Origin of the sequence: Parabacteroides caecihominis (assembly GCF_023656785.1) — a bacterium.
Lineage (GTDB): Bacteria > Bacteroidota > Bacteroidia > Bacteroidales > Tannerellaceae > Parabacteroides > Parabacteroides segnis.
The window spans coordinates 209,511-234,153 of the sequence record NZ_JAMOKS010000009.1 but is presented as its reverse complement, the minus strand read 5'-3'; the positions used below and the strand labels follow the sequence as shown (position 1 = coordinate 234,153).

19 protein-coding genes are annotated in these 24,643 nt (G+C 43.1%); 14 read left to right on the top strand and 5 right to left on the bottom strand.

The genetic code is table 11. The features are described 5' to 3' along the window. Window positions 1-64: 64 nt before the first annotated feature. Window positions 65-268 carry a hypothetical protein gene (locus NBH14_RS09975; RefSeq protein ID WP_186959275.1) on the bottom strand — a complete coding sequence of 68 codons (204 nt, stop codon included), beginning with the start codon at window positions 266-268 and terminating at the stop codon, window positions 65-67. Between the two features lie 226 nt (window positions 269-494). Here NBH14_RS09975 and NBH14_RS09970 point away from each other — a divergent pair, with 226 nt between their 5' ends. Further along, complete coding sequence (locus NBH14_RS09970; protein ID WP_010803150.1) at window positions 495-1,238, top strand: NigD1/NigD2 family lipoprotein; 744 nt, start codon at window positions 495-497, stop codon at window positions 1,236-1,238. A gap of 116 nt (window positions 1,239-1,354) precedes the next feature. On the opposite strand, the gene NBH14_RS09965 is transcribed toward NBH14_RS09970, so the two are convergent. From NBH14_RS09965 to NBH14_RS09950, 4 genes are all read right to left on the bottom strand, one after another. Then, window positions 1,355-1,882: a contractile injection system tape measure protein gene (locus NBH14_RS09965; protein ID WP_186959276.1), complete on the bottom strand. Its 528-nt coding sequence runs from the start codon at window positions 1,880-1,882 to the stop codon at window positions 1,355-1,357. Between the two features lie 12 nt (window positions 1,883-1,894). After that, window positions 1,895-2,299 carry a phage tail protein gene (locus NBH14_RS09960; RefSeq protein ID WP_186959387.1) on the bottom strand — a complete coding sequence of 135 codons (405 nt, stop codon included), beginning with the start codon at window positions 2,297-2,299 and terminating at the stop codon, window positions 1,895-1,897. A gap of 71 nt (window positions 2,300-2,370) precedes the next feature. Continuing rightward, window positions 2,371-2,775 carry a LytR/AlgR family response regulator transcription factor gene (locus tag NBH14_RS09955; protein WP_186959277.1) on the bottom strand — a complete coding sequence of 135 codons (405 nt, stop codon included), beginning with the start codon at window positions 2,773-2,775 and terminating at the stop codon, window positions 2,371-2,373. A 197-nt stretch (window positions 2,776-2,972) separates the two neighbouring features. Beyond that, window positions 2,973-4,091: a helix-turn-helix transcriptional regulator gene (locus tag NBH14_RS09950; protein ID WP_186959278.1), complete on the bottom strand. Its 1,119-nt coding sequence runs from the start codon at window positions 4,089-4,091 to the stop codon at window positions 2,973-2,975. 152 nt (window positions 4,092-4,243) lie between these two features. Between NBH14_RS09950 and NBH14_RS09945 the strand changes: the two genes are divergently transcribed. The 13 genes from NBH14_RS09945 (at window position 4,244) to NBH14_RS09885 (ending at window position 24,643) form a co-directional block, all read left to right on the top strand. Next, on the top strand, window positions 4,244-6,868 hold the full coding sequence (locus tag NBH14_RS09945) for a TonB-dependent receptor plug domain-containing protein (RefSeq protein ID WP_186959279.1): 2,625 nt from the start codon (window positions 4,244-4,246) through the stop codon (window positions 6,866-6,868). 28 nt (window positions 6,869-6,896) lie between these two features. Beyond that, window positions 6,897-8,069, top strand: coding sequence for a DUF4876 domain-containing protein (locus NBH14_RS09940; RefSeq protein WP_186959280.1), 1,173 nt, complete (start codon window positions 6,897-6,899; stop codon window positions 8,067-8,069). A gap of 4 nt (window positions 8,070-8,073) precedes the next feature. Continuing rightward, window positions 8,074-9,615, top strand: coding sequence for a DUF6850 family outer membrane beta-barrel protein (locus tag NBH14_RS09935; RefSeq protein ID WP_186959281.1), 1,542 nt, complete (start codon window positions 8,074-8,076; stop codon window positions 9,613-9,615). Between the two features lie 44 nt (window positions 9,616-9,659). Then, complete coding sequence (locus NBH14_RS09930; RefSeq protein WP_186959282.1) at window positions 9,660-9,884, top strand: 4Fe-4S dicluster domain-containing protein; 225 nt, start codon at window positions 9,660-9,662, stop codon at window positions 9,882-9,884. 8 nt (window positions 9,885-9,892) lie between these two features. Further along, window positions 9,893-11,764 (top strand): helix-turn-helix domain-containing protein, encoded by a 1,872-nt coding sequence (locus NBH14_RS09925; RefSeq protein WP_250817377.1) that lies wholly within the window; start codon window positions 9,893-9,895, stop codon window positions 11,762-11,764. 39 nt (window positions 11,765-11,803) lie between these two features. Continuing rightward, complete coding sequence (locus NBH14_RS09920; RefSeq protein ID WP_186959283.1) at window positions 11,804-13,045, top strand: tyrosine-type recombinase/integrase; 1,242 nt, start codon at window positions 11,804-11,806, stop codon at window positions 13,043-13,045. A 620-nt stretch (window positions 13,046-13,665) separates the two neighbouring features. Then, window positions 13,666-14,202, top strand: a complete 537-nt coding sequence (locus NBH14_RS09915) for a DUF3575 domain-containing protein (protein ID WP_186959381.1) — start codon at window positions 13,666-13,668, stop codon at window positions 14,200-14,202. An 11-nt stretch (window positions 14,203-14,213) separates the two neighbouring features. Next, window positions 14,214-15,821: a DUF3868 domain-containing protein gene (locus tag NBH14_RS09910; protein WP_186959284.1), complete on the top strand. Its 1,608-nt coding sequence runs from the start codon at window positions 14,214-14,216 to the stop codon at window positions 15,819-15,821. An 86-nt stretch (window positions 15,822-15,907) separates the two neighbouring features. Beyond that, complete coding sequence (locus tag NBH14_RS09905) at window positions 15,908-16,837, top strand: FimB/Mfa2 family fimbrial subunit (RefSeq protein ID WP_222622095.1); 930 nt, start codon at window positions 15,908-15,910, stop codon at window positions 16,835-16,837. A 48-nt stretch (window positions 16,838-16,885) separates the two neighbouring features. Next, on the top strand, window positions 16,886-19,669 hold the full coding sequence (locus NBH14_RS09900; RefSeq protein WP_186959286.1) for a fibrobacter succinogenes major paralogous domain-containing protein: 2,784 nt from the start codon (window positions 16,886-16,888) through the stop codon (window positions 19,667-19,669). 175 nt (window positions 19,670-19,844) lie between these two features. Next, complete coding sequence (locus tag NBH14_RS09895) at window positions 19,845-20,666, top strand: RhuM family protein (protein WP_186959287.1); 822 nt, start codon at window positions 19,845-19,847, stop codon at window positions 20,664-20,666. A gap of 237 nt (window positions 20,667-20,903) precedes the next feature. Beyond that, window positions 20,904-21,653, top strand: coding sequence for a DUF4469 domain-containing protein (locus NBH14_RS09890; protein WP_186959288.1), 750 nt, complete (start codon window positions 20,904-20,906; stop codon window positions 21,651-21,653). Window positions 21,654-21,781: 128 nt separating this feature from the next. Next, window positions 21,782-24,643, top strand: coding sequence for a hypothetical protein (locus NBH14_RS09885; protein ID WP_186959289.1), 2,862 nt, complete (start codon window positions 21,782-21,784; stop codon window positions 24,641-24,643).

Here is a 24,643-nt window from a genome sequence, read left to right as displayed (position 1 = left end):
GTGTTACACACGAAGTAAATCAATAAATTTTTACGCCTTTCAGGATGGCGTTATTTCAATATTATCAAATTGTAGCAAAATAGTACCCCAAAACCTTGCCCCGGTCGTTAAAAGTTGCTATTTTAGCCGCCAATAACACTAGATTATCAAGCAATTTGACACCGCTCTCTTTCTTATAAAAGAAAGAGATTTTTGCTTTTTTCTCTTTCCATTGAGTTTCATATTGTTGTTCCAACTTGTTATATTTTATTTTTACCGTTTTTTTCATACACTCTCTTTCCTTTTTTTACGCACATTAACAATCACGTTCAGACACACGAAAAAGTGGCACAATCTTTTGCAGGACTACAAGGCATACCTTTTCTCTTTGATCAGGAGATACAATAGGTGTATAAATTTCTATTAATATATTTTATCAACTTCTCTTGCAGCATTTTCAGGCTCTTATCCATCTTCATTGGTATAAACATTTAATAATTTAGTGATATTAAGCTATGAAGACGTTGAAATTATTTTTAATGGCCACGGGAGTTTTATTTACTTCTTTAACCTTTCAATCTTGTTTGGATGATGATGATAACTATTATTATGGGTATCTAACGCCAAACGCCCTTGTGACAGTAAAACCGGTTAGTGATAACTCATTCTTCCTGCAATTGGATGACTCAACAACATTATTACCGGCAAACCTGACTTCTTCGCCTTACGGAGATAAAGAAGTTAGAGCACTGGTCAATTTCAGTGTGGTAAACGAACCTAGTGAAGGCTATACTAAAGCTGTCCATGTTAATTGGATAGACAGTATTCTGACAAAACAAATCGCTCCGGATCTGGGAGTGGATAACGATTCTGTATATGGAACAGACCCAGTAGAAATGATTAAGGACTGGGTAACAATTGCAGAAGATGGCTACCTGACACTCCGTTTCAGAACATTGTGGGGAGATCGCAGCAAGGCTCATTTCGTAAACTTACTGGTAAGTAAAGATCCGGCTAATCCTTATGAAGTAGAGTTTCGTCACAATGCTTACGGAGATGTCTACGGAACGGAAGGTGACGGATTGGTCGCTTTCAAACTGGATGAACTGCCGGATACAGAAGGTAAGACTGTTAAGCTGAAACTGAAATGGAAATCGTTTAGCGGCGATAAATCGGCAGAGTTTGACTACTGCACCCGTAAATCCACTCCTGCAAAAGTAGAAATTACAGGCGATAAGAGTGTGCTGAATTTAAAATAAATAGTGTAACATACGAAGCAGATTAAATCTGCTAAAACAAAAATGCTATGTCTCACTTGAGACATAGCATTTTTGTTTACATATAATAATGTCTTTTTTCTATATTAGAAAGAATATCAATTTCTCCAATTAACCCGTATAAGTTTTTCCTGAAAAGGGTATTTCACCATTGAATATGACCAGGGAACTGAATCCAGCAAAACATCGTAAGGTTTATCTTCCATTTTCAGGTTCCAATAATCTGACATATCCTCCAATACTCCCTCCCGTCTCAGGAATGTTTCCTGGAAGCCTCTATTAGAAACATTTTTCATTTTACTCCAATTTATCTTTAGGCTGTTCAACAGTTCATCAATTAAAGAAGTTTCTTTACTTGTCAGTTCAATATTGCAAGGCAAAGGATCGGATAGCGGATAATTTAACATTATCTTAAATAACACTAATTCAGAATCTTTTACCTCTAATGAATATGTTGCCAGATACTGTAACAAAAAAATTCCCCGGATCTGCTTTTCTTTATCAATAAACTCTCTACGGGAATCCGCTAAATATCCTAACCTATAAAAAAATATTGGTAAAAAGGGAGCTGTTAAAACGATCCCGGCATTTTTCACTTTAAAAATCTGTGCATTTGAATTTTCCATTGTAATAATTTTTTATTGTTTACGTTCTAACTTATCATATGTGAATTCTATAGTTTCAAGTTCGACTTCATCCTTGTTGTTTTCCAAAAAAGCAGGCGCATCAAGTTTTATCGCATAAGCATCTGTAGCTAGCCATTTACGCAACGGTGTTCCGTCCGAATCAGACAAACAGATAGTTATCTGATATAACGTAGGACCACAAAAAGTACCCATTAACTTTTTAAATAAATCAGTTTTAACTGGAGCAAGTGATCTTTTTAAGATCAGATTAGTTTGTTTTGTTGGGAATTCTTCTTCCACAACCAAACCGCTTACTTCTTTAAAAGGAATCTCACTTATATGAGAATCATTTTCCAATTTAACATTGAAATAAAATGCAGGAAATGGCCTTACATTATCTTGTTTATGTTCTACCATAATTATCGTTCTTATATTAACAATTTAGGTTACAACCTTCGTTTTATTCAATTGTTTTTTAGATCTGTTATTCAACTAATTGTTCCCAACATATTGAAATGAGATAATGCATCTTTTTTATATTGTCTGCCGATAGGAACTGTTTGATCGCCAATATAAAATATATTACCGATATAACCAACGACATGATTCTTGTTGACAATATAAGAACGATGTACTCGGATAAACAGATCTTTCGACAGATGTTGCATTGTATCCGTCAGTGTGTATGCAACTGTCGCTTTAGCACCTGCCTGTAAATAGAAAGTGCAATAACTGCCTGATGCTTCTATATAGAGGATATCACTAAACAATATTTTTCGGAAGTGATCCTGTATTCTGATAAATATACTATCCACTACGTTTTTATCCACACCTCCTACAGCATTGGCAGTAGCCTCCTGTAATGTTCGTTCTTCAAAATTGAGTGTATTCATTTTGTTTCATATTAAAGAGGTTTTATGGGCCTCAGGTTATGTGTACAAAGGTAGTAGGAAGGGAGCGCGGATAGTTCCAATGGATTTCTTATTTAATTTTACCTATATTTGGTTGATTAACAATAGACTATGATTATATATCAAATGGTATAAGTTTACGATTTAAGAAAGAAATATATAATTTGAGAATGCCTTTGTCAGGAATTCGCCTTCATTTTCTTTCTCCACTGCAAAGGAGGCATATGATGACGGGCATTAAAAGCCAGATAGAATGATGATGACGTTTGAAAACCGACCAATTCGGAAACATCGATCACCTTTATATCTGAATTCAAAAGTAATATCTCCGCTTCATCCAAACGAAGAGCGGTTACATATTCAGGAAAACGCATTCCCAACTGCTGACTGAAATATAAACTTAACGAAGTCGCATTCATACCCAGTCCACTTGCTAATATTTTAAGTGTCAAATTAGGATTATGCAAGCATTTGGGTGATTTTAATAAACGGATCACCTCCCCTTCTTCTTCTTTTTCCGGAGTAAGTGGAATGGGGATCTCGTTCTTCTGTTTGGTTTTGGTGAAAAAATGGGGCAATAGATAAAAACCTATTTTACTTTTTACAGTCCGGTAAAATACAGATTGATTTAACAGATATCCACCTATAAAAATAGTTGATATATTATATAGAATATTACATACATAACAGGAAGTAAACATACTTATTATAGAAATAAGATAGAAACATAAAAGATAGAATAAGTCCTTTCTAATAAGTTGCATTTGTGGAGTATTATCAGCATTTACTCCATTCAAAATACGTGGCAGATAAACTAATAATTGTACAACTAAAGATAAATAGCAACCAATACGGAAATAGGGCCACCAGGCAGAACTATTAAGTCTGAATTCAGACCAGCTATAAATCAACTTATCGGGAACCGGATTGAACAATCTCATCCCGATATAAATGCCGATCAATACTCCGGGGAGAAGCAGATGCCGTCTCCATTGCCGTCCATCCGGTAACCGGTTAGTTATCCTGAAACGAAAATACAGGTAAAACAAAGGAGTAAGCAATGTGAAAGCCCAACTGTTCACGCTGGGAATAAGAGCGATCTTTTTGAAAAGAAAGAGTCCTTCATACCAGCTATTATAAAAAGAGACTAAACAAAGAACCCATGCTATGGAAGTTAAAAGTATGACCTTTTTGTTATATCTGCTATATTGTAGCAAACAAATCCCGGCAATGCTTAAAACAGCCCAGGCGAGTAAGGAGGTACAAATAACTAATATCTTAAATAGTAGTAATGACATGATAAATTTGTTGGTTACAAATGTACTGACTAAAGTTGAGAAATGCAGCTTTCTTTGATTTTTTTATCCTCAGACAGTAGTTGTACAAAATAAAATAGCTTATTTTGTGCTGCCGTAAGGCTTTAATGCGAGGTTATCTATAAGGTGAGAAGATGAGTAAGATTTGTTGTACGAAAGCTTTAGGGGTATTGTTTTTCATCTTTTGTTCGTTCATAATTAACGGACAAGAACAATTAGCACCATCCGACACCATCCGTAACGTCCGGCTCCGGGAGGTGGTTGTCACAGCAACCCAGCCTGATGCCCCCGGTACCAGTTCATTGATTGGCCAGGATGCGATTCGCCATATACAGGCTACCGACCTGTCTGATCTGTCCCAATTATTGCCTGGCGTACTTACCCGTAATCCCGATTTGAATTCTCCGGCAGTTTTTACGATCCGCAGTGCAACATACGAGAATACGACAAATGCATTGGGAACAGCCATACTGGTGGATGGAATGCGAATGAACAATAATATGAATATGCAGCAGCTCGGACTTGAAGGCCAGGGCAGTCTCTTCAACAGTTCGGTCCTTTCCGGATTTGATGTGCGTTCGATTTCTCCGGCTTCCATCGAGTCTGTAGAGGTAATACGCGGTGTTCCTTCTGCCCGCTATGGGGATGCTACCAGCGGCATAGTACTGGTAAACTCAAAGGCTGGGGTGCAACCCTATACAGTGGGACTCCGCTTCACGGCTACTGAAAAACTGGCTTCCATAAGTAAAGGAATGGAAATTGGAACTCATGGAGGCATTCTCCATCTGGGAGCAGATTATGCACTTTCATCACAAGATCCCCGGTTACTGGAACAGACATTTCAACGGGTAGGTGTTCAAATTGCCCATGCGAAGGATTTTGAAACTGCAACGCTCTGTACCAATCTGCGGGGATACTGGATGCAGGATAAAGGAGGCGGAGGCCGTAATACGATTGACGGAGAATATCAGAAAGTCTTCAACCGAGGTTTCTCCTTTTCGGCAAACGGCCGGTGGGATTTGAACAAATCCTGGATTTCGAATCTCGAGTATCATGCCGGGCTGACTTACAGTTATCAAAAGAACAAATCGAGCACATACTATTCAGGAACGCAGCAAGTTACTACTTATACCCGTTTGCCGGGTGAACAGTTGGGCGTCTTTTTGGCACCCAACTATTTCAGTGATCTTTCGGTAGAAGGGAAGCCTTTATCTGCGGATGCTTCACTTACGGCAAATCTCAGGAACACGCTATATAATAATGTATATAATCATTTCATGGCAGGTGTGGAAATAGGTACGGAAGGTAACCGTGGAGAAGGCATTCGGTTTGATCCGCTCCGCCCGACATTGGAAATGCTCCGGATGCGTACCCGCTCTTTTCGCAGCATTCCTTTCGTGCATCAATATACAGCCTTCGCTGAAGATAAAGTCACTTTCCATACAGGAAAGATGCGGACTGAGTTACAGCTGGGTGTACGTCTTACCAAACTGCAAACAAAGGCGTTACACTATGCTCCGGCAGCAGACCCGCGTATCAATGTGAGGCAAATCCTGGTGGAACGGAAAGACGATGCTATGCTGAAACATCTCAGTATACGTGCCGGTTGGGGATTGATGCATAAGATGCCCGTATTGGCGTATTTATATCCGGACAAATCCTATACCGATCAAAACTGCTTCACTTATAATGACATAGAGAACGGCGAACGGCTGACCGTAATGCATACTTTCGTGACCGACCGGACTTTTAATCCTGATCTGCGCCTGCCTGTAAACCGGAAATTTGAATTAGGACTTAACTTACGGCTCGGACAAATGACAGCCGATGTCGTATGGTTCAGGGAGCATCTTCGCAACGGGTTCAGCACGACAGAGCAAGCTGAACCGTTTACATACCGCCGTTACGATCAGTTGATCGGCAAGGGAGAGCATCCCGAACTGACCTCCGATGGCATAGTGAACAACGGGAAGCCTCTCTCCTACACTACTCATGCAACTTTTGCCACTTACACCTCCCCTGAGAATGGTATCGAGCAATTGAAACAAGGTATCGAATATACGCTCGACGCAGGACATTGGAACCCTTTGCACACATCGCTGCTTATCAGCGGCAGCTATCTGAATCTGCATGAAAAGAATACCGCCCTTTCGGCTATATATCCACAGGCAGATTTTAATGGCAAATCATATCCGTATGTTGGCATTTACGAATCGGACCACTTTGCTTCCAACCTGCGGATATGGAAACAATGCAATACCCGCTTCCAGTTCATTACCCAATTACCCCGCATCGGTCTGATCACCACGTTGACTTTACAAGCTGTATGGATGGATAAACAACGCCGGGGCATGGAGAGTAATTACAATAACCCCGTTTATCTGGTTGATGATAACGGAAACCGGATAGATGGAGATCCGATGACCGACACCGAGCACCATAAACATCTTAACCCGGTATATTATATGGATAACGAAGGCGTACAGCATCCGTTCACTCCGGAAATGGCAAACGATAAACGTTTTGCAGACCTGGTGCTGGATGCAGGGACAGAGACCCGGTATCAGGAGGATTCGTTCGGCCCTTATTTCCTGCTGAATCTCCGGGTGACGAAAAATATAGGCCGCTATGTATCGGTGGCTTTTTGTGCCAATAATTTCACACAATCGAATCCAAAGAAGTATACCCGCAGCACACAACAGTATACGATTCAAAATCCAGGTTTATATTATGGAGCCGAGATGACGATCCGGTTTTAAAAGAGTTTTAATAGAAAACAAATATCAAATGAAAAAAGGTTTTTACTTATTACTTGTTTTAGTATTCTTCCTTGCTTCCTGTTCGGAAGATGGGAATCGTTCTTCCAGTGTTCATATCCAGCTGTTACTTCCCGAAGGTTATTCCACATTGCCTTATGAAGAGATGGAAGTAACACTGACCAATAAAGATCAGGGAACGGTGTATTCTTTGCATTGTTCATCGACAGGACAAGCGTTATTTAGTGTTGAACCTGGTTACTACGCTGCTTCGGTACATTATCAAGCTGCTTCCGGGCTTGTTTTTAGCGGAAGAATAGAATCTTTATCGCTGCTTTCTGACCAGGATGAAGCGCAAGGGGTCATAGAACTTCCTCTGTCGTTGGCTAAAACCAGTGCCCTCGTTATTAAAGAGATTTACTTTGGAGGTTGCAAGGGATTGAATAACGAAGAATATAAGGATGACCAGTATGTGACCTTATATAATAATTCAGACCAGACAATCTATCTGGATGGTTTGTGTCTCGGCATTGTAGATCCGGGTAATAATCTTGAATCTCCCTGGATGAACTATACGGATATGAAACGGATTCCGGTAAATGATCTGACCTGGCAATTCCCGGGAAGCGGCAAGGAATATCCTTTGGCACCGGGAGAAGAAATAACCATCGCCACGAATGCGGTGGATCACACGAGTGGCGAATATCAGCATGCCAATTCCGTAGACCTGTCCGGAGTCGATTGGGGATTCTGGGATGTTTCTCTTGGTCGGCAAACAATTGCAGCCGGTGTAAAACCGATGACGTTGCTTGCCAATCTGAATCCGTCATTGGTGATGTATTCCCTCCCTGTTTTTGGTCCTACGTTTATGGTGTTCAGTTTGCAGGATTCTCCGGAAGAATATGTGCAGGACCCGGATAACCGTGAACCACGGCCCAAAGCGTCGAATCAGGAAAAACGTTATCTGATGGTTCCTCAGGAATGGGTAATAGACTGTATAGAATGCGTGAAGGATGTCAATTCTCCTAAACGAGTACCTAATGGGCTCGACAATGGGAAATGCTATATTCCAGGCGACCGGTATTCAGGCCGGTCGATTATCCGGAAGAAAACAGGAACGACAGACGGACGTGCTGTTTATCAGGACACGAATAATTCAGCCGAAGATATGGAAGTAACTTTAGCTACTCTAAAAACAAAATAAAGGCATGAGAAGCCGGGAAATACTGTTCGGATTATTCCTTTCGTTATCAATGACGGTTTCCGCTCAAACCGATACGTTGTCTATACCTTCTACAGAAGAAGTGTACAGGCAAAACTACTGGTTGACCGGAACTAATCCTGTGGGATTGTCGTTCAACCGTTTCCGCTCTTTCTCAGTGGCGGAAGCGAGTTATAGCCATCATAAAGGGAATTTTGGCAACGTCAGTATTCCGGCTTCAGCGGATATATACTCTGTGTATAGCGAATCATTTCAAACGGTGGACAAGGTTTCAATTTATGGTAAGATAGGCTATACACAGTTTCAGAATCGGCAACAGAACTGGAATGGGATGACAGGCGATTACTGGCAAGCCGTGAACTTATGTGATTCCATAAGTGGAAAACAGCGTTCGGAAGAGTATCAGTTAGCTGGTGGCTTTTCCCTGCCGGTCCATCCGCGCTGGTTGTTGGGGGCAAAAGCCGATTATCAAGTACAACTGACTGCAAAAGACACTGATCCGCGAAATAAAAACCAGTGGATGGAATGGCGACTTACTCCGGGAGTAGGATACCTGTACGGAAACCTGCACCTGGGCGCCTCTCTGCTTTATGTCCGCCGAAAGGAAACCGTTAATTACCAGAATATGGGAAGTCATACCACTTATCCTGTCCTGGTCGCTTATCCCCTTGGATTCTTTAAAACCTTATCATGGGGTGAAAATGTAAACTGGTATTATTCAGGACAGGAGCTTGGTGGAGCCTTACAACTTCATTTCAACAGAGGCTCTTTCCAATTATATCAAGATATTAGCGGAAGTGCTGCTTCGCAGACCGTAGAGAGTGACCGTATAAAAAATAAAAAAGAAGGCGAAACAGATAGCTGGCAAGTGGAGTATAAAGGCAAATTGCAAAAAGTATGCCCTGACCACAGGCATGAATGGGAATGGTTGGCTACATTTAATCATGCTGATAACTTTGACCCGTTACAACATCAGGTGGAATACAATACCTGGCAATCGGACGGTAGGTTACTTCGTTCTACCCGACGCACAAGCCGGTATGCTCTGACCTACGGATATTATCAGTTGCGTGATGTCTGGCATTCCCGTTTCTCTATTCTTTCAGGAATTATGTACCGTCAGGCAAAAACGGCTCTGCTGTTTTATCCGGCGGAGTACACGCAACCGGTTCATCGGTTTACAGTCCATACTACGTTTGTTCAAAATATTTTATTGCCAGATGCTTCCCTCGACTTATCTCTGGGTGGTCAGTATGGAAAAGGTGGAGGAACGATCATGGATGAGAAACAGTTATCTCCTGGTGAAAATGCTCCGGAAATTACGTTATGGCAGAATCATAGCAGATTACAACAGATGTTCGATTATGAAACAATGTCACGTTGGGGGTTACATTCTTCTATTACATATACACGATCAACATCTTTTCGTTGGTTCATTCAGTTGGCTTTTGATTTTGAAAAGACGCCTGATAATATGATTTATACCGATTCAAAAAAAATAACAGCTAATATTGGTTTGTTATTTTAAATAGAATGTGTAGTTTTGGCAAACAATTTTAAAATAACAAAACAATGAAAAACAACGAAGGGAAAACAATTAGTGAAGGTGATGGTCCAATAACAATGTGGACTATTGACTACAAAAAATGTAATGTCTGTGGTGAGTGTGTAGATGCATGTAAAGCCAGACTACTTAAAATAAAAGATAAAAGAATAATAATTACCAGTCAAGGTGATTGTAGTTGGTGTGGCGATTGTGCTGATGCCTGTGCTTCTGACGCTATTGTACTGACTTAATCAGATCTATGAAAGCATTCCATCTGTTTCTTTTCATTTTTATGTGCATTAGCTGTACAAATCAGATTCAGAATAAAACTGATTTGCTAAATAAAGAGTTGGCAGTAATGCCTATTTTATCTTCATCATTTGATTCTTTATGGCATAATGTACAAGAACTACCATCACGACAGCAAGCGGTACTTTTGTTAAAAGTATCCTCTCGGAATGAAAAAGAAACAGGTGGAATACAAAAACAAGAACGCATTATACTAGAAGGTCTTCCTTCCATTTCAAAGAAAGAGAAAAAGAAAATACTATTACAATTACTCGGTTTATATAAAAGATTAAGTGAGCAGAGAGAACAGGATGCTGATACAAAGGGCATTCAACTAAGTGAAAAACTGGAGACTACTTATTCGTTTTCACAAGAAGAAAAGTGGGAAATAAAGAGAATAAAAGCATTTTTATTAGGGAAAAGAGGGTTGCACAAACAATATTTACCAATTTGGTTTGAACTACTCGCAGAACACCGTATGGCAGGCAGGCTTGAACTTGTAATAGAGGATCTTTCCACTATAGCTAATCATTTAAGAATATTAGGTGATCAAGAAAAAGGAATTTCTTTATGTAAAGAAGCTTATCAGTTAGCAACAGACAACCATTTGACAGATTTGAGTAACCAATGTTTAAGTCGGTTAATAAAACTACTAGCAGACTCTAAACAGTATGCAGAGATAGTGAACTATACAAATAAAATAGGCATAGACTCGATGGCCTTATTCATACCTTCTGTTTATCCTTTGTTATCAACATGTTATTTGGAACTCCAAAAGCCTGATAGTGCTCGTCTCTATTTAACGAAAATCGATCAAACGCAAAAAACCGGGAGTGGAATGATTCTTAATTGCAATATTGCGGATACATATATTGCTGAACACAATATAGATTCAGCCCTTGTTTTTTTAGATAAAGCAATGGGAGAATTTCAGAATCAAGCTAAACGTCTTCAAAAGAATAACATTAAAGCATCCCTCCCCTTTTATTTTTTACCTACCTGTTCTTCTTTAGCTACATTATATCAACAAAGTGGTGACTATCAAAAAGCAAGTAAATCTTTTTTATTAGTAGAGCCTTTGATGAAAAAGGCAGCTAAGGATCCCAGTCGCATGGAAAAACAAGTGGATGCTCTTGCTCGCTACAGTTCTTTTTGTCGGGCTACAAAGCAATATGAAAAAGCTGTTGATTTATTGATGTTTCGGGACTCCCTCCAGCAAATCATTAATAAAGCCGACAAAGAACGTGAGAGTAAAAACTTTATAAGTCGACTGCAAATTAGCGATTTAGAGCATCAAAACAAGCTACAGGAAACCTCATTGGCCAACTCGCATCGTATGGTTGTCGTTTCAACAACTTGTGCAATCTTATTCTTTTTCCTTATATGTGCTGTCGGTTACATTTGTTATCAGCGGAAGAAGCGGTTGGATGTTATCATGAAACAGGAAAAAGAAGCAGAACAACTCGAGTCGTCAGCTACGCCGGAGAAAGAGCAATCTCTTACCCCCGAAGAAAAACTCTACCATGCCGCCTACGAGAAAGTCCGTCTCCAAAAACTATACCTTAATAAAGACATAAGACTTAAATCACTGGCGGAAATGCTGAAAACCAATCACACATATCTGTCATCATGTATTAATACCTGCTATGGAAACAACTACAACCAATGGATCAATGATTTCCGTATTGATTATTTACTTGGGCGGATCCATTCCGGAAAGAAATTATCCGATTTAGCCGAAGAAGCAGGCTTCGCCTCTACCGATGCCTTTTATCGTAACTTCAAACGAAAGACCGGCTTTACCCCTAACGAGTACCTGAAGAAGCATCCACGGAAAGATTAGGACTACATTTGTTATATTATTCCACCAACAATAGAATTTATGACAAATGTATCAGTAAAAGTAAAAAGAAAAACTTCTGCCATTCCCGGCAAAAGAATGCCCTTGTTCCTGCAAATCATTTATAACCGCGTTGTGAAAAGGATCGTGCTGGATCTCAAACTAACAGAACAGGAATGGATAGAAACAACGCAAACCATTCTCATCCCTCCGGACGCAGGGAATGAACGCATCGGGGCACTGATGCTTATCAAAGAAACACTTGAACGGAACCTGGCAGAGATGGAGGAAATCGTTCAGCATCTGAAAGACACAAAAGAGTGTTCTGCCGAAAGGATTGTTCACGATTTCCGGAACCATAAGCGTTACACCTTGTGGCTGGAATACATTCAACTGGTCATTGAGAAGAAAAGAGGCCAGCGGTCAGGGACAACTATTCGTAACTATCAGAACACCCACAAAACATTCCGCAACTTCCTCCAGGGAGAAGATATTCCCATTAAGGACGTGGACGAAGATCTTATCATCAGCTTTGAAAAATACCTCACAGACAGGAAGCTCTCTAAAAACACGATCGCTTTCCATTGCAGGAACCTGAAAGCCGTATGGAACTTTGCCGTCAGGGAACAGGTCATTGAGCAGCGCCCCTCTCCTTTCAGGAATATCAATACAAAGATCGATAAGACAGAGAAACGGGCTATAACGGAAAAGTATCTCCACAAGCTGGAAGCCCTGAACCTGGAGAATGCTCCGGGGCTCCGGCTGGCACGCGACCTCTTTCTTTTCTCTTTTTTTGTCAGGGGGATGGCTTTTGTGGATTTGGCTCACCTCACTTCGGCTAATATCCATGGCAATAAGTTAATCTATGTACGAAGAAAAACTGGCCAGGTGCTTAAAGTGGAACTTCTTCCCGTCATGTTGAAGATCATACGCAAATATCACCAACCCGGACAACCTTATCTTTTCCCGGTGCTGAAAAATGCCGATGCCTCCTGGAAGGAATACGACAGTGCCCTCCGTCTACAAAATAAAAGGCTTAACATATTAGGAAATCAAATAGGCACTCACCTGTCTACCTATGTGGCACGCCATAGTTGGGCAAGCATCGCTAAACTTAAAGGAGTAACCGAGGAAGTCATTTCCGACTGCATGGGGCATACTTCCGTCAATACGACACGCATCTATATAGCATCACTTGATAATTCAAAATTGGATAGAGCTAATAGAAAAGTAGTTGTAGGAAACGGACATGTTGAATCTTATTTCGAAAAGAGGGTGTTGTAGGTAAATTACCATTCCGTCTATTCGTAATAGTTGGAATGGATATTCCTTTGTGATGTTAACACGTCACAAAAGTAGTAACGTTTTCTTTAATAGCAAATGTTTTCCGTATTATTTTGAACATAAGAACCTATAATATTCAATATTAACCTGAATATTATTACAATTATTAAGGAAATACAGAGTGTTCATCTGTACTCTCCCAGGAAGCTAATTGCTTCTTTTTACAACTAAAATAGATCTCTTAATTACTGCATATCAACTGTTTACAGATTGTTTCACAATACCGATCATCAAGTATGCTTTGATTTTCATCTGTATCCTTTCTGTAATCGGTTATTTTATTCATATCTCTGAACTTTTAAATACAAGCCCCAGATATATCTCACACTTTTCACACAAATCATCTTAATAATCAGCCATTCCATCTTGAAATAAGACCATTTGTTTCATGAATTGTTTCACAGCAGGAGATTCCTCCCCTTCCGTATCCTATTGGATTGTCATTAATATCAAAGCCTTTCGAATTTGGCACGAAAGACTGTTCCAACTCTTACGAATAGACGGAACGCATTTCCATCAAAATATAAATAGGGTATATGCTAAGAAAACTACACATACTAATGTTTGTTATTTATTGTTTACCTACCGGTATACATGCTCAGCAAACCGCACTGAAAACAAACACATTATTCTGGGCAACCACAACTCCGAACGCCGGCGTTGAGTTCGGAATCACTCGTCAGATCACACTCGATTTATGGGGAGCATACAATGCCTGGAAATTTAGCAATGACATGAAATTGAATATGTATCTCTTTCAACCCGAAATCCGTTATTGGTTTTGTCGTAAGTTCGAAGGACATTTTGTCGGTGTACACGGCCATTGGGGACATTTCAACATCGGGCAAATTCCTTTTATATCCGGATTGAAAGACCATATATTGCGGGGAGATCTCTATGGTGGTGGCGTTACATATGGTTACCATTGGGCATTGGGCGAGCGTTGGGGACTGGAAGCGATGATCGGTGCCGGATATGCTTATATGAGATACGACAAATTCCGTTGCGCCGATTGCGGTGAACGGGAAGGAAGTTACACCCGCAGCTACATAGGTCCCACTCGTCTCGGATTCTCCATCATTTACTTCCTGCGCTAAAGATTATCCTTATGAAGAATTATTCGCTACATATAATAATGTATACTTTTGCCGTTGCCTGTCTTTCCGGACTTACCGGAAAAATAGCAGCCGAAGGCATACGTATCGTTCCCCAATCGGTCACCGTGAAGAACGACAGCCTGCATCTCTGGTTGGAGATGGATTTGAACAGCGTACATGTTAACTCATTGGCAGCCGTTATCTTTACCCCCGAACTGGCAGGAAAGAAAGGTTCTTCCCAAAAGATAACATTACCCTCCGTTGTGATCACCGGTAGTAAACGTTTCCGTTTTGAACGCCGCGAACGTGCATTGGCAACCTCCGCGGAGAACCGCGAAATTCCTTATCTTGTATTACTCGACAACAACCGGACCGGTTCCAAAAATGTCCGTTACCGGATATCCATTCCTTATACCTCCTGGATGCAACAGGCCTCCCTGCTACTCCGCCAGGAAATAAAAGACTGTTGCGACCTGCAACTGCTGGGAGTAGATACGCTGAAACGCAACCTGTCGGTTTCCACTGTACAACTCGCAAAAAACAACCCTGTTCCCGCACTCGATGCGGGATCGCATAAGGACAAACCCGTTCAAAGAGACAACCATGTGGCGAGTGCCTCTGCGGTCTTGCATCAAGCGCGGGAGCAAATTTCCCTGAACACGGCAGATGTCAATACTTATGCGTCGATGGTCTCGTTCCTCACGCCCGATCCGAAGCAGGAGAACAAACACCGCAGCAAAAGCACAATCCTCTATATAGATTATCCGCTCGGCAAAGATGAAGTATATCCCGACTTTAAAAACAACCGGGAAGAGATCGGTAAGATCGACGCCAGCCTGCTTCCGGTCCTGGCCGAAGGTTACTCCGAACTGGAACGTATAGAAGTGAAAGGATATGCTTCGCCCGACGGAAACTACGGGGATAATGAAAAGTTGGCAGCCAACCGTTCCAGGCTGTTTGCCAGGTATGTGCAAAAAGCGTACGGCATCCCCGCCCGCCTGTTCGACGTCTCATCCGTGGCGGAAGACTGGAACGGCCTGGAAGATTTGCTGCTAAGTACGAAACCTTCTTATTATACGGCAGCCCTCGACATCATACGCCGGTTTGGTATTTTCAGTGGCCGCGAAAAACAGTTGATGAACTTGCAGGGAGGCATTCCTTATAAAGACATGCTGAAAAGACTCTTTCCCTTGCTCAGGCGCATCGAGTTCGTGGTGGAATACCGCATTCGTGCCCTTAATGCCGGAGAAGCATCGGAGATGATCTTTACCCATCCCGACCTGCTGAGTCTGGAAGAAATGTACAGTGTCGCCCGTTATTACCGTCCCGGAACGGAACAATACCGCGAAGTCTACGAAGTGGCGGCATTCCATTTCCCGGACGATGTGATAACGAACGTCAACGCGGCCTCCGCCGTAATGCTGACAGGCGATTTGAAATCGGCATGGGGATATCTCCGCAAAGTAGAGGCCGACCCGCGTGCCTGGAATAATCTGGGCGTGCTTATGCTGATGGAAGGAAACCCGGAAGGGGCGGCAGTCTGGTTCAGGAAAGCCGTAGGGGTTGAACCCCGCAAGGCACGCAGAAACCTGCAATTTGCCGAAGGATTAACAGAATAGAAGACGAATAAAAGAATTTGAAATTCATACTGGATTAATATTAATAATACGAAGTAGTGGGAAGGATACAGACAGGAAGGTTTTGGATGATATGCAGCATACTGGTAGTCATGCTCTCAGGCTGTTCATTTGGCGACGAACCTTCCGTCTGTCCTTACAATGTCAGGATGGAATACTGGTATGCAGGCAGCAGCACCGAAAATACGTTGCCGACTTATGTCGACAACCTCCGGCAATACCTTTTCGACGCAAAAGGGAACCTGCTGGCCACTACCAACCTCAAAGGCGACAGCGTGGCAGGTTGGAACGGTAACCTGCCCGACGGCGATTATACATTGGTTCTCTGGGGGAACCTCTCGGACGAAAGCAATGCCAACGAAACGATACAAACCCAAAATGAAAGCGATATGAATATGAATGAAATGATACTCAGTGCCCAACAGGCGGACGTCCCTCCCGGATACCGGGGCAATACGAGCTGTCTGTATTACGGGACAACCGCATTCACCCTGAAAAACGGGGCGACCCGGAGTCGACGCGTTTACCTGTCCCACGCCCATGCCGTCCTCTCTGTGACGGTACGTTGGATGAGAGGCGAACCACCCGCAGACGGCATTTTCAGGATGCGGCTCAAAGGGATTCCGGCAGTTTACGGATTTACCGGAGGCAATGAGGCTACGATCCCTTCGGGGGACGGGCAATATATCATTCCCCGTATCACTGGCGGCATCACCTACCATGAGACAAGGGCGGCTTTGAGTTACGACGGGGAAGTGATCGGAGAGTTCGTCACCTTCCGTTATACCGCTTCCACCCATCAGCTATGGAGCCTTTGGAGGGATGGCGAACAGATTATTAAGGATTTGGATCTGAACCTCTTTTTCAATAAACAGTCCGTCAGCATGGACACCAATATGGAGCAGGAATTTGATCTTTTGGTAAGTGTATATGATGACAAAATTATTGTGACGCAGGCTACGGCTTCGGACTGGGATGAAGGTGGAACGATCGGATAATTGAATATTAAAACAGAAACAATAAAACATACTTAAAACAAGGTGAATATGAAACTATTGACAAAATGTACCACGCTCATGCTGGCAGCCTTTTTAGCAGGTTGTTCGGAAGAGACGCAACATGCCGGCGGCAATCAGCCGGAGCCGGGCGGAACCGATGATGCCGGACGCCGTGAAGTGTTGCTCACATTAAAAAACAAGTTGGCCCTGAAGCAGGTCGCCACCAAGGCGGAAACCATCGCCACGGCGGATGAGAATGCGATCGAAACACTCGATGTCTATGTGTTTGCCTCCGAGAGCGAAGCCGGCGACAACTACACCCTCCTCCAACGCTTTGCCTATCGTGCAGAAGCAGAAGCCACACTGCCCGCAGGAGCTGAAGAACTGCAACTGGCGGTAGACGGCGATAACGGCGAAACGACAACAGGACTGCTCAAAGTGAAGAAGGGGTTGTTTGTAAAACTGTACTGCATCGCCAACAACACGATACTGGTCGACCCGGCCAGCGGCGACGGTACACCGTTGACCGATGCCGCCTTCACACCGCTGGTCCTATCAGAAGCGGATGGCAATAATCCCGCGAAAATAGTGGCACCCGGACAACCTTCGGAAAGCATTTTCAAAACCTTTCATACCGCACTGCTGTCGGCTACGGTACCCGGCGATACGCTGTGCACTCCGTTGGCTATGAGCGGCGCGCAGACAACACCGCTCGACCTGACCGATCTCGGCTCTTCCACCCGGGTACAGGCCGGATTCAAACTCACCCGCCTCACCGCACGTTTCGATATCGTCAATAATGCGGAAACTTCCCGCTTTACCATCCAATCGGTCTCGATGGGTAACGGCCGCCGCGGCGCGACCTTCTTCCCTATACGCATTTACGGCACGGTTCCCGAAGCTGCCACAGGCGAACTCATCACCTGTCCTTCACGTACTTTCAACGGAGAAAAAGCGAATAAAGGTATGCAGACCGGTGCTTTCTATTCTTATCCCTCGCCTAAAAACGATCACGGTTTCCTCACATTGAAAGGATTGTACAAAGTAAATAAAACAGAAAGTAAAGAGGTTTCTTACCAGATACCTTTTACACAGCAGGCGGCCGATGGCAGTTCCTCTTTTCTCGAAATAAATAACAACCACCGGTACACGATCGGCATCACCGAAGCAGACGATTATCATCTGGATTTCACACTGACAGTTGCCGATTGGGCAGATGACGGAAGCATCGACGAATACAAACCGGAAGACGGAAGCGGAGAACTTGACGTGGCCATCCCTCCCACATTCACCGATGAAACCGCATACGATCCGGATACTCGTACCATCAATATGTCGGTCAAAGATGGGAGCAGTTTCGATATCAACATCAAGACCAATTCAGCATTGAGCATACAAAAAACATATGCTGGCGGTCCGGAGTCGCAGCAATACGATTGGCTGGAAATTTCTGAACCTTCAATTACAAACACAACAAAAGCCGCCATACCCGTTTGCACTTATAAATTTACTATAAAGGAGAATTATGACAAACCCCGTTTTCCTCGCGTCGTAGTAAGATTTACCAATACGATGAACGGGGCGGAAACAGTCTTGTTTGTTGAAGCAATCACTTCACCGCTATTAAACGATATTCAGCAGACTCCCGGTAATTGCAATACATTTAATGTGGAACAACAAAAAGCAACGATGTATAAAGTAGTCGATAGTAAAATTAATGTAAGCATAACCTGCCCGGATGGAATAAGTATCAAAAGCAAACCGGACTGGTTAGAGATAAAAAATACTGAAACAACCCTATTAAAAAGCATCTACGAATTTACTATAAAAGAAGAATCATTAAATACAGGTATTAATGATAGCGAAGGTAGTGTTGTTTTTCAAAACAACAGAATAAGCGATCTGACAACGGCAATTATAATCAATTTACTGAGTAGCGAGATAACGGCAAATAATGAAATATCCCTACAGGCAGCTACCAGTGGAAATACAGCGATTAGTGTGAATTCTTCGGCTATAGGAGTTCAGGCTTCAGTAAAAGATTGGGGAGGCGGCGACCCATGGTTCAATATTGTAACCCCTGAAATAAAAGGTAATAGCGAAATTTTGATTACTCAAATAAGTACAAATACAAGTAATATAATGAAACCAGCTACTATCCTGCTAACGAATAAGATACCGAACGGAGAAAATAAAGAAATAAAAGTAATCCCCACCGGATTTACAGCACCCAAGCTAAGTTCCACCAGTGGAACGTTGGCTAATATAAAGAATGAAAATTCAACATCAGTGAATGTTACAGTTACACCTCCTGCCGGCGGATTCGTTTATACGATTGATAATAATAATATTGCCAGTATATCTCAAAATGGTAATAGACTCACATTTACAGCTAAATATACCGGTTCTACAACCATTCGTGTGAAAAATAAGTCGGATGAAAGTAAAACAGCAACTTATTCCATAAGTGTATCACGCGATTATTATGGTCAGTATGTTTGGAAATATTCAGGATATTATATTGCGCCCGTAAATGCTGATGAACGTTGCCAATGGAATAGCAACTTATCATCTAAATGCCCCTCAGGATGGCGTGTACCGACTCATACGGAATGGTTTACAATTGCAGGGGTAGATGATACGTTTCCTACCGCGAATACAGGAAGTAGATGGCAGGAGTTAAAAAATAATAATGTATTTACTATAGGTCAGACTTATTGGGCTTCAAATGATAGAGGTGATCCTGCGTTTTACATGTTTATTAATGATTCTGGTAGCTATGTTGGATACCAGGAAAAAACATATTGGCGTCAAGTTCGTTGCATCAAATAATAATACAAACACCTGGCAACAAATTGAAAGTAAACAGAAATAGGCTTCGGCTATATTTCTGACAAAAGCGTTCTTTGACATGATGGGATAAAAAAGAGGATTATTTTATATAACCCAAAAGGGAGTTGGCATTAATAATAATTTTACCTTTGTAGCAAACAAAATCGTTATAGCTATGAATACCAAAGGAGAAATAATTATTTACCACCCCGAAAGTTCCCTCGAATTAGAAGTTTGTCTGGAAAACGAAACCGTTTGGCTAACTCAGGCACAAATGGTTGAACTCTTTCAAAGAGACAGAACCGTTATAACCAAACATATAAATAATGTATTCCGGGAGAGAGAAGTTGATAAAGAAAGCAATGTGCATTTTTTGCACATTGCAAATTCTGATAAGCCAGTGATGTTGTATAGTCTCGATGTTATTATATCTGTAGGTTACCGTGTAAAATCTCAAAGGGGTACTCTATTTCGTCAATGGGCGAACCAGATATTAAAAGATCATTTACTGAAAGGTTATTCTATTAATCAGCGTTTTGAACGTATCGAATCGAAACTGATTGAATATGATGAGAAGTTTGATTTCTTTATTAAAACATCATTGCCACCTGTTGAAGGTATTTTCTTCGACGGACAGTTATTCGATGCCTACAAATTCGTAGCCGATCTGATTCGTTCTGCTAAAAGCTCTCTGATTCTGATTGATAACTATATAGATGACACGGTACTGACATTATTTACCAAGCGTATTCCCGGAGTAAAGGTGACCATTTACACGCCCCAGATATCCAAACAGTTATCATTGGATTTGCAACGTCACAACGCTCAATATGCCCCGATCGACATTCTGTTGTTCCGGCAGTCGCATGACCGTTTCCTGATCATAGACGAAAAAGAACTTTACCACATTGGTGCTTCGTTAAAAGACTTAGGTAAGAAATGGTTTGCTTTCTCCAAAATGCAATTAGATATAAAAGAGATACTGAAGCATTTATAATTGATCATTATTTTTTTATCCCATCATGTCAAACGACAAATGCTCTTTGACATGATGGGATTGTTTTTTTAAGCAATCGCATCTGTAACCTATAACAGATGCACCGATCGTTACACAGCTCCCGGCAAAGGGTTGTGCAGCATTTCGTGTGCATTCATATGTGAAATTGAAACAATAAAACACTGGTATTAACCGGTCTGGCACAGATAAAAGCGCCGGACCACAATATTAAACGATATGGCAAATACACTGAAAGTATGGATGGCCCCTAATACGGTGACCCCCGACCCCAAAGACAAGATCTTTATCCTTGAAACCACCGGTAAAGCCGACATCAACAAGATCTACGAAGAAATGCGTGCCGAAGACACCGGCCTGCGACCTGAAACGATCGTACACGTTGTCACACTCTTTGAGCGTGTCTGTGCCCGTTTGCTGATGAACGGCTGGCAACTCAATACCGGACTGTTCTACGCCGTGCCCCGCCTGCTGGGACTGGCAGAGGATGGCCGGTGGAATCCCGAAAAGAACAGTATCTACGTGGCCTTTACCCAGAACAAAGTGATCCGTGAGGAAAGTGCCAAAACGTCGATCGCTATCCTGGGCGAAAAGGCCGACGTGATGTACATCATCGGAACGGAAGACCGGAAGACGGGCTTGAAAGACGGTACCATGACATCGGGACGCAACTTCTTCGTGCGTGGCGCCAACCTCAAAGTTGTCGGTACCAACGAAGCGATAGGCGTTACCCTGACCGGCGAAGACAAAGCCGTGATCAAACTCGATGCCGACCAGATAACCACCAACAACCCGTCGGAACTGATCCTGCTGCTCCCCTCCGACCTCAAAAACGGGAAATACGAACTGACCGTCACCACCCAGTACAGCGGCCGCACGCTGCTGAAAGAACCCCGTTCGGCGTCGGTGGAGGTCCATGTTGGCGAAAGCGGTGGCGAAGGTGGCGGCGACCGTCCGGAGATCGAATAGAATAGTACAACCCTGTACAGAGTGATTGTACAACGCTATACAACCTCCTTGTACAGTACTGTACAATCCCCCTGTACAAAACCCGAAATTTTATTAATCATATATTGTTTAACAAAAAACAAACGAACATGAACGTAAAAAGTTTAATGCTGCTCCTTGCCTTCGCGGGATTGGGAGCAAGCTGTTCAGACGATGAAGCAAACGGAGGCGACACCAGCGGTATTGCCGGACGCTCCGAGTTGCAGATCGTCTTCAGCGGAACCGGAGAGAGCCAGGAGTATACCAAGGCGACTGCTTCCGAAGGTGAAAACACGATAGACAAACTCCAGGTCTATCTCTTCGCTTCTGCTACCGGACAAGCCGGCAGCTACTACTACATGGAAACCTGGGACGAAGGCACCGCTTTCGATTCAGAAGACAAAGACGCCTCCGGTAACCCGAAGACCAACTTCAAAAAGCAAGATGCCGGAACGGGATGGAAAGCCTCTATCTATCCGAACGAGTTAAAAGGATTGCCTTACATCAAACTCCTTTGCATCGCAAACAATGGAGCTACCGACGCACAAGGCCATGCCACGACCGACGGGGAATTTTACCAGAAAGACGGTACGGCAAAAACCGCTTGGAACGGCGCCCTGGTTGCTGCCACTACGGCCGATAACGGAGATGGTGTTTTTGAAATTAACAATGCTGCCACTACCGAAGCAGATTTCCGCGCCTCATTCACCAAAGCGCTGGGTGCAGATGCCGCTACCGGCGGTATCATCGCCACACCGCTTCTGATGACCGGCGAGGGACAGACCAAGATCAGCGGCAGTGTCTCTAAAGTCGATATCGACCTGAAACGTATCGTAGCCCGTTTCGACATCGACAACACGGCCTCCAAGTCAAACCTCACGATCCAGAAACTGACGCTGGCACAGGGCCGTAAAATCGGTGCTTTTTGGGGAACGGCACCTGAAAAGGTGGAAGAAGCCGATCTGAAAACAACCCTCACCCCCTATGCCGCCGTCGAGTTCGACAAGCTGGCCGGAGCCAACGAAGGGCTGACCGAGAGTGCGCTCTACGCCTACCCTAACCTGAGTACAGACCAGACCTACCTGATCATTGACGGTACGTATAAAAGTCCGGCAACTTCCAAGCAGGTAGACGTCACTTACCATGTGCCTATCGTCCGCACCCCCGAAGGAGCCGACAAGGGCGAATATATCGCGATAGCCGCCAACAACCGCTATAAACTCCGTATTACAGATGTGACCCAGAGCAATATATTCGGTACTTTTGAAGTTGTGGACTGGACATCGGGCGGTGGTATTGTTGTGAAACCGGATAACGATGCACCGGTGTTTGCGGCAGCTACCGGATTTGAGGCAACAACCGGTAATATCCCTGTTGCGATCAATGATTCAAAAACAGCATTTACCGTAGAAGAAAGCAGCGTATTTAAAACAACGATTGCCGCTACCGGTAAAGTGCGTGCGGAAAAATCGGCTGCCGACTGGCTGGAAATTGCTAAGCCTGAATATAAAGAAGAGAACGGTGTATGGTACACTACTTTCGAAATGACTGTAGATAAAGCGACAGGCGAACTGCCCGTCAATGTGGTCTTCATCAACGAAGCAGCCTCTTACGATCCGGCTCTTTGGACAACACTTACTTTCTACGGACCGAAAGCCAAACCGACCCTGGCAACAGGCGGAGACAGCAGCACCGGAAACACGGTCGATTATAACCTGTTTACAGCTAATATGTATAATGTTGTAGGCAGCTATATTAAAGTAAAAGCGATGTGTATCGAAGGCACCAAGCTGGTATTGCCGGAAGGTGGTTTATTTGTACAGGAAGGCGAAGCTGTAAAAGAAGGTTATTACTCGACCTTTACGATCAAGGTGGCAAAGGCATTGACTGACGGTAATGAATACGCAATCAAATTCCAGAACAGCGAGGAAGCGTCTGCCGAAACAACCCTGACAGTTACAGCGGTAGCAGCAGGATTATCCGCCACACTGGAAAATAACTCCACATATGCAACAATCAGTCCTTCGGATGCTTCGACCTATAAGGTAGAAACAGATATCGACCTGCTGGCAGCCAACACATACAACCTGAAGATCGCTGCTCCGGAAGGCGCAACAGCCAATATCCCCAGCGGCAAATGGCTGACAGTGGATGGTGAAACGGTTGCCGGTGGCGTTATAACCTATACAGTCAAAGCAACCAGCGGAGTCACCGACTTTACGGACTTCGACATCACATTCACCAATAAGCTGAATACAAGCGAAGTCTTGACTGTTACTATGCACAAGGCAGCAAGCAAACCGAAGTTTGCAGAAGCCACCGGTGGAGCGAAAAGTGATTTCAATGAAGCACCGGTTATCGCCGATTATACTTCGACAGCCAGCATGTACAAAGCAAACGGCAGCAAGATATCGATCAAAGCAACTTGCCCGGAAGCAATGACTTTCCTCGAAAAGACAACCTCCGGATTAACGATTTCCAATAAAGGTGAAGGTCTTTATGAAATCGAAGTAAACAATGCCACTGCACTTACAGCCGCAACAACGGAAGTCATCGCCCAAAATACAACAGCAGGTGCCGAAAGCCGTAATGCTACACTGACGATTACTTGGTTGGATCCGAAACCGGCATTTACACTGTCCGAAGATAATGATGCTGCTGTAGTAGACGAAAGTGAAGCAGATCAGATAAATGTGGCTTATGCGAGCGCATCTGACAATATTCACAAGTATGTTCCTATTGTAATCACTGTTACAGGATACAAGGGCAGTACGATTGCCTACACAGGAAATACATCGACCTGGCTGAATCATACGGAATCGCCTGCTGAAATCGCTGAAGGTGGAACTGCTGCAATTGAATTCACACAAACTGGTTGTGGAAATAGCGATGAAACAGCAGACATAACGATCACGATCACCAGTGCAATTCCGAATGGCGGAAGCAGAACGATCACATTGAAAAAACAATAA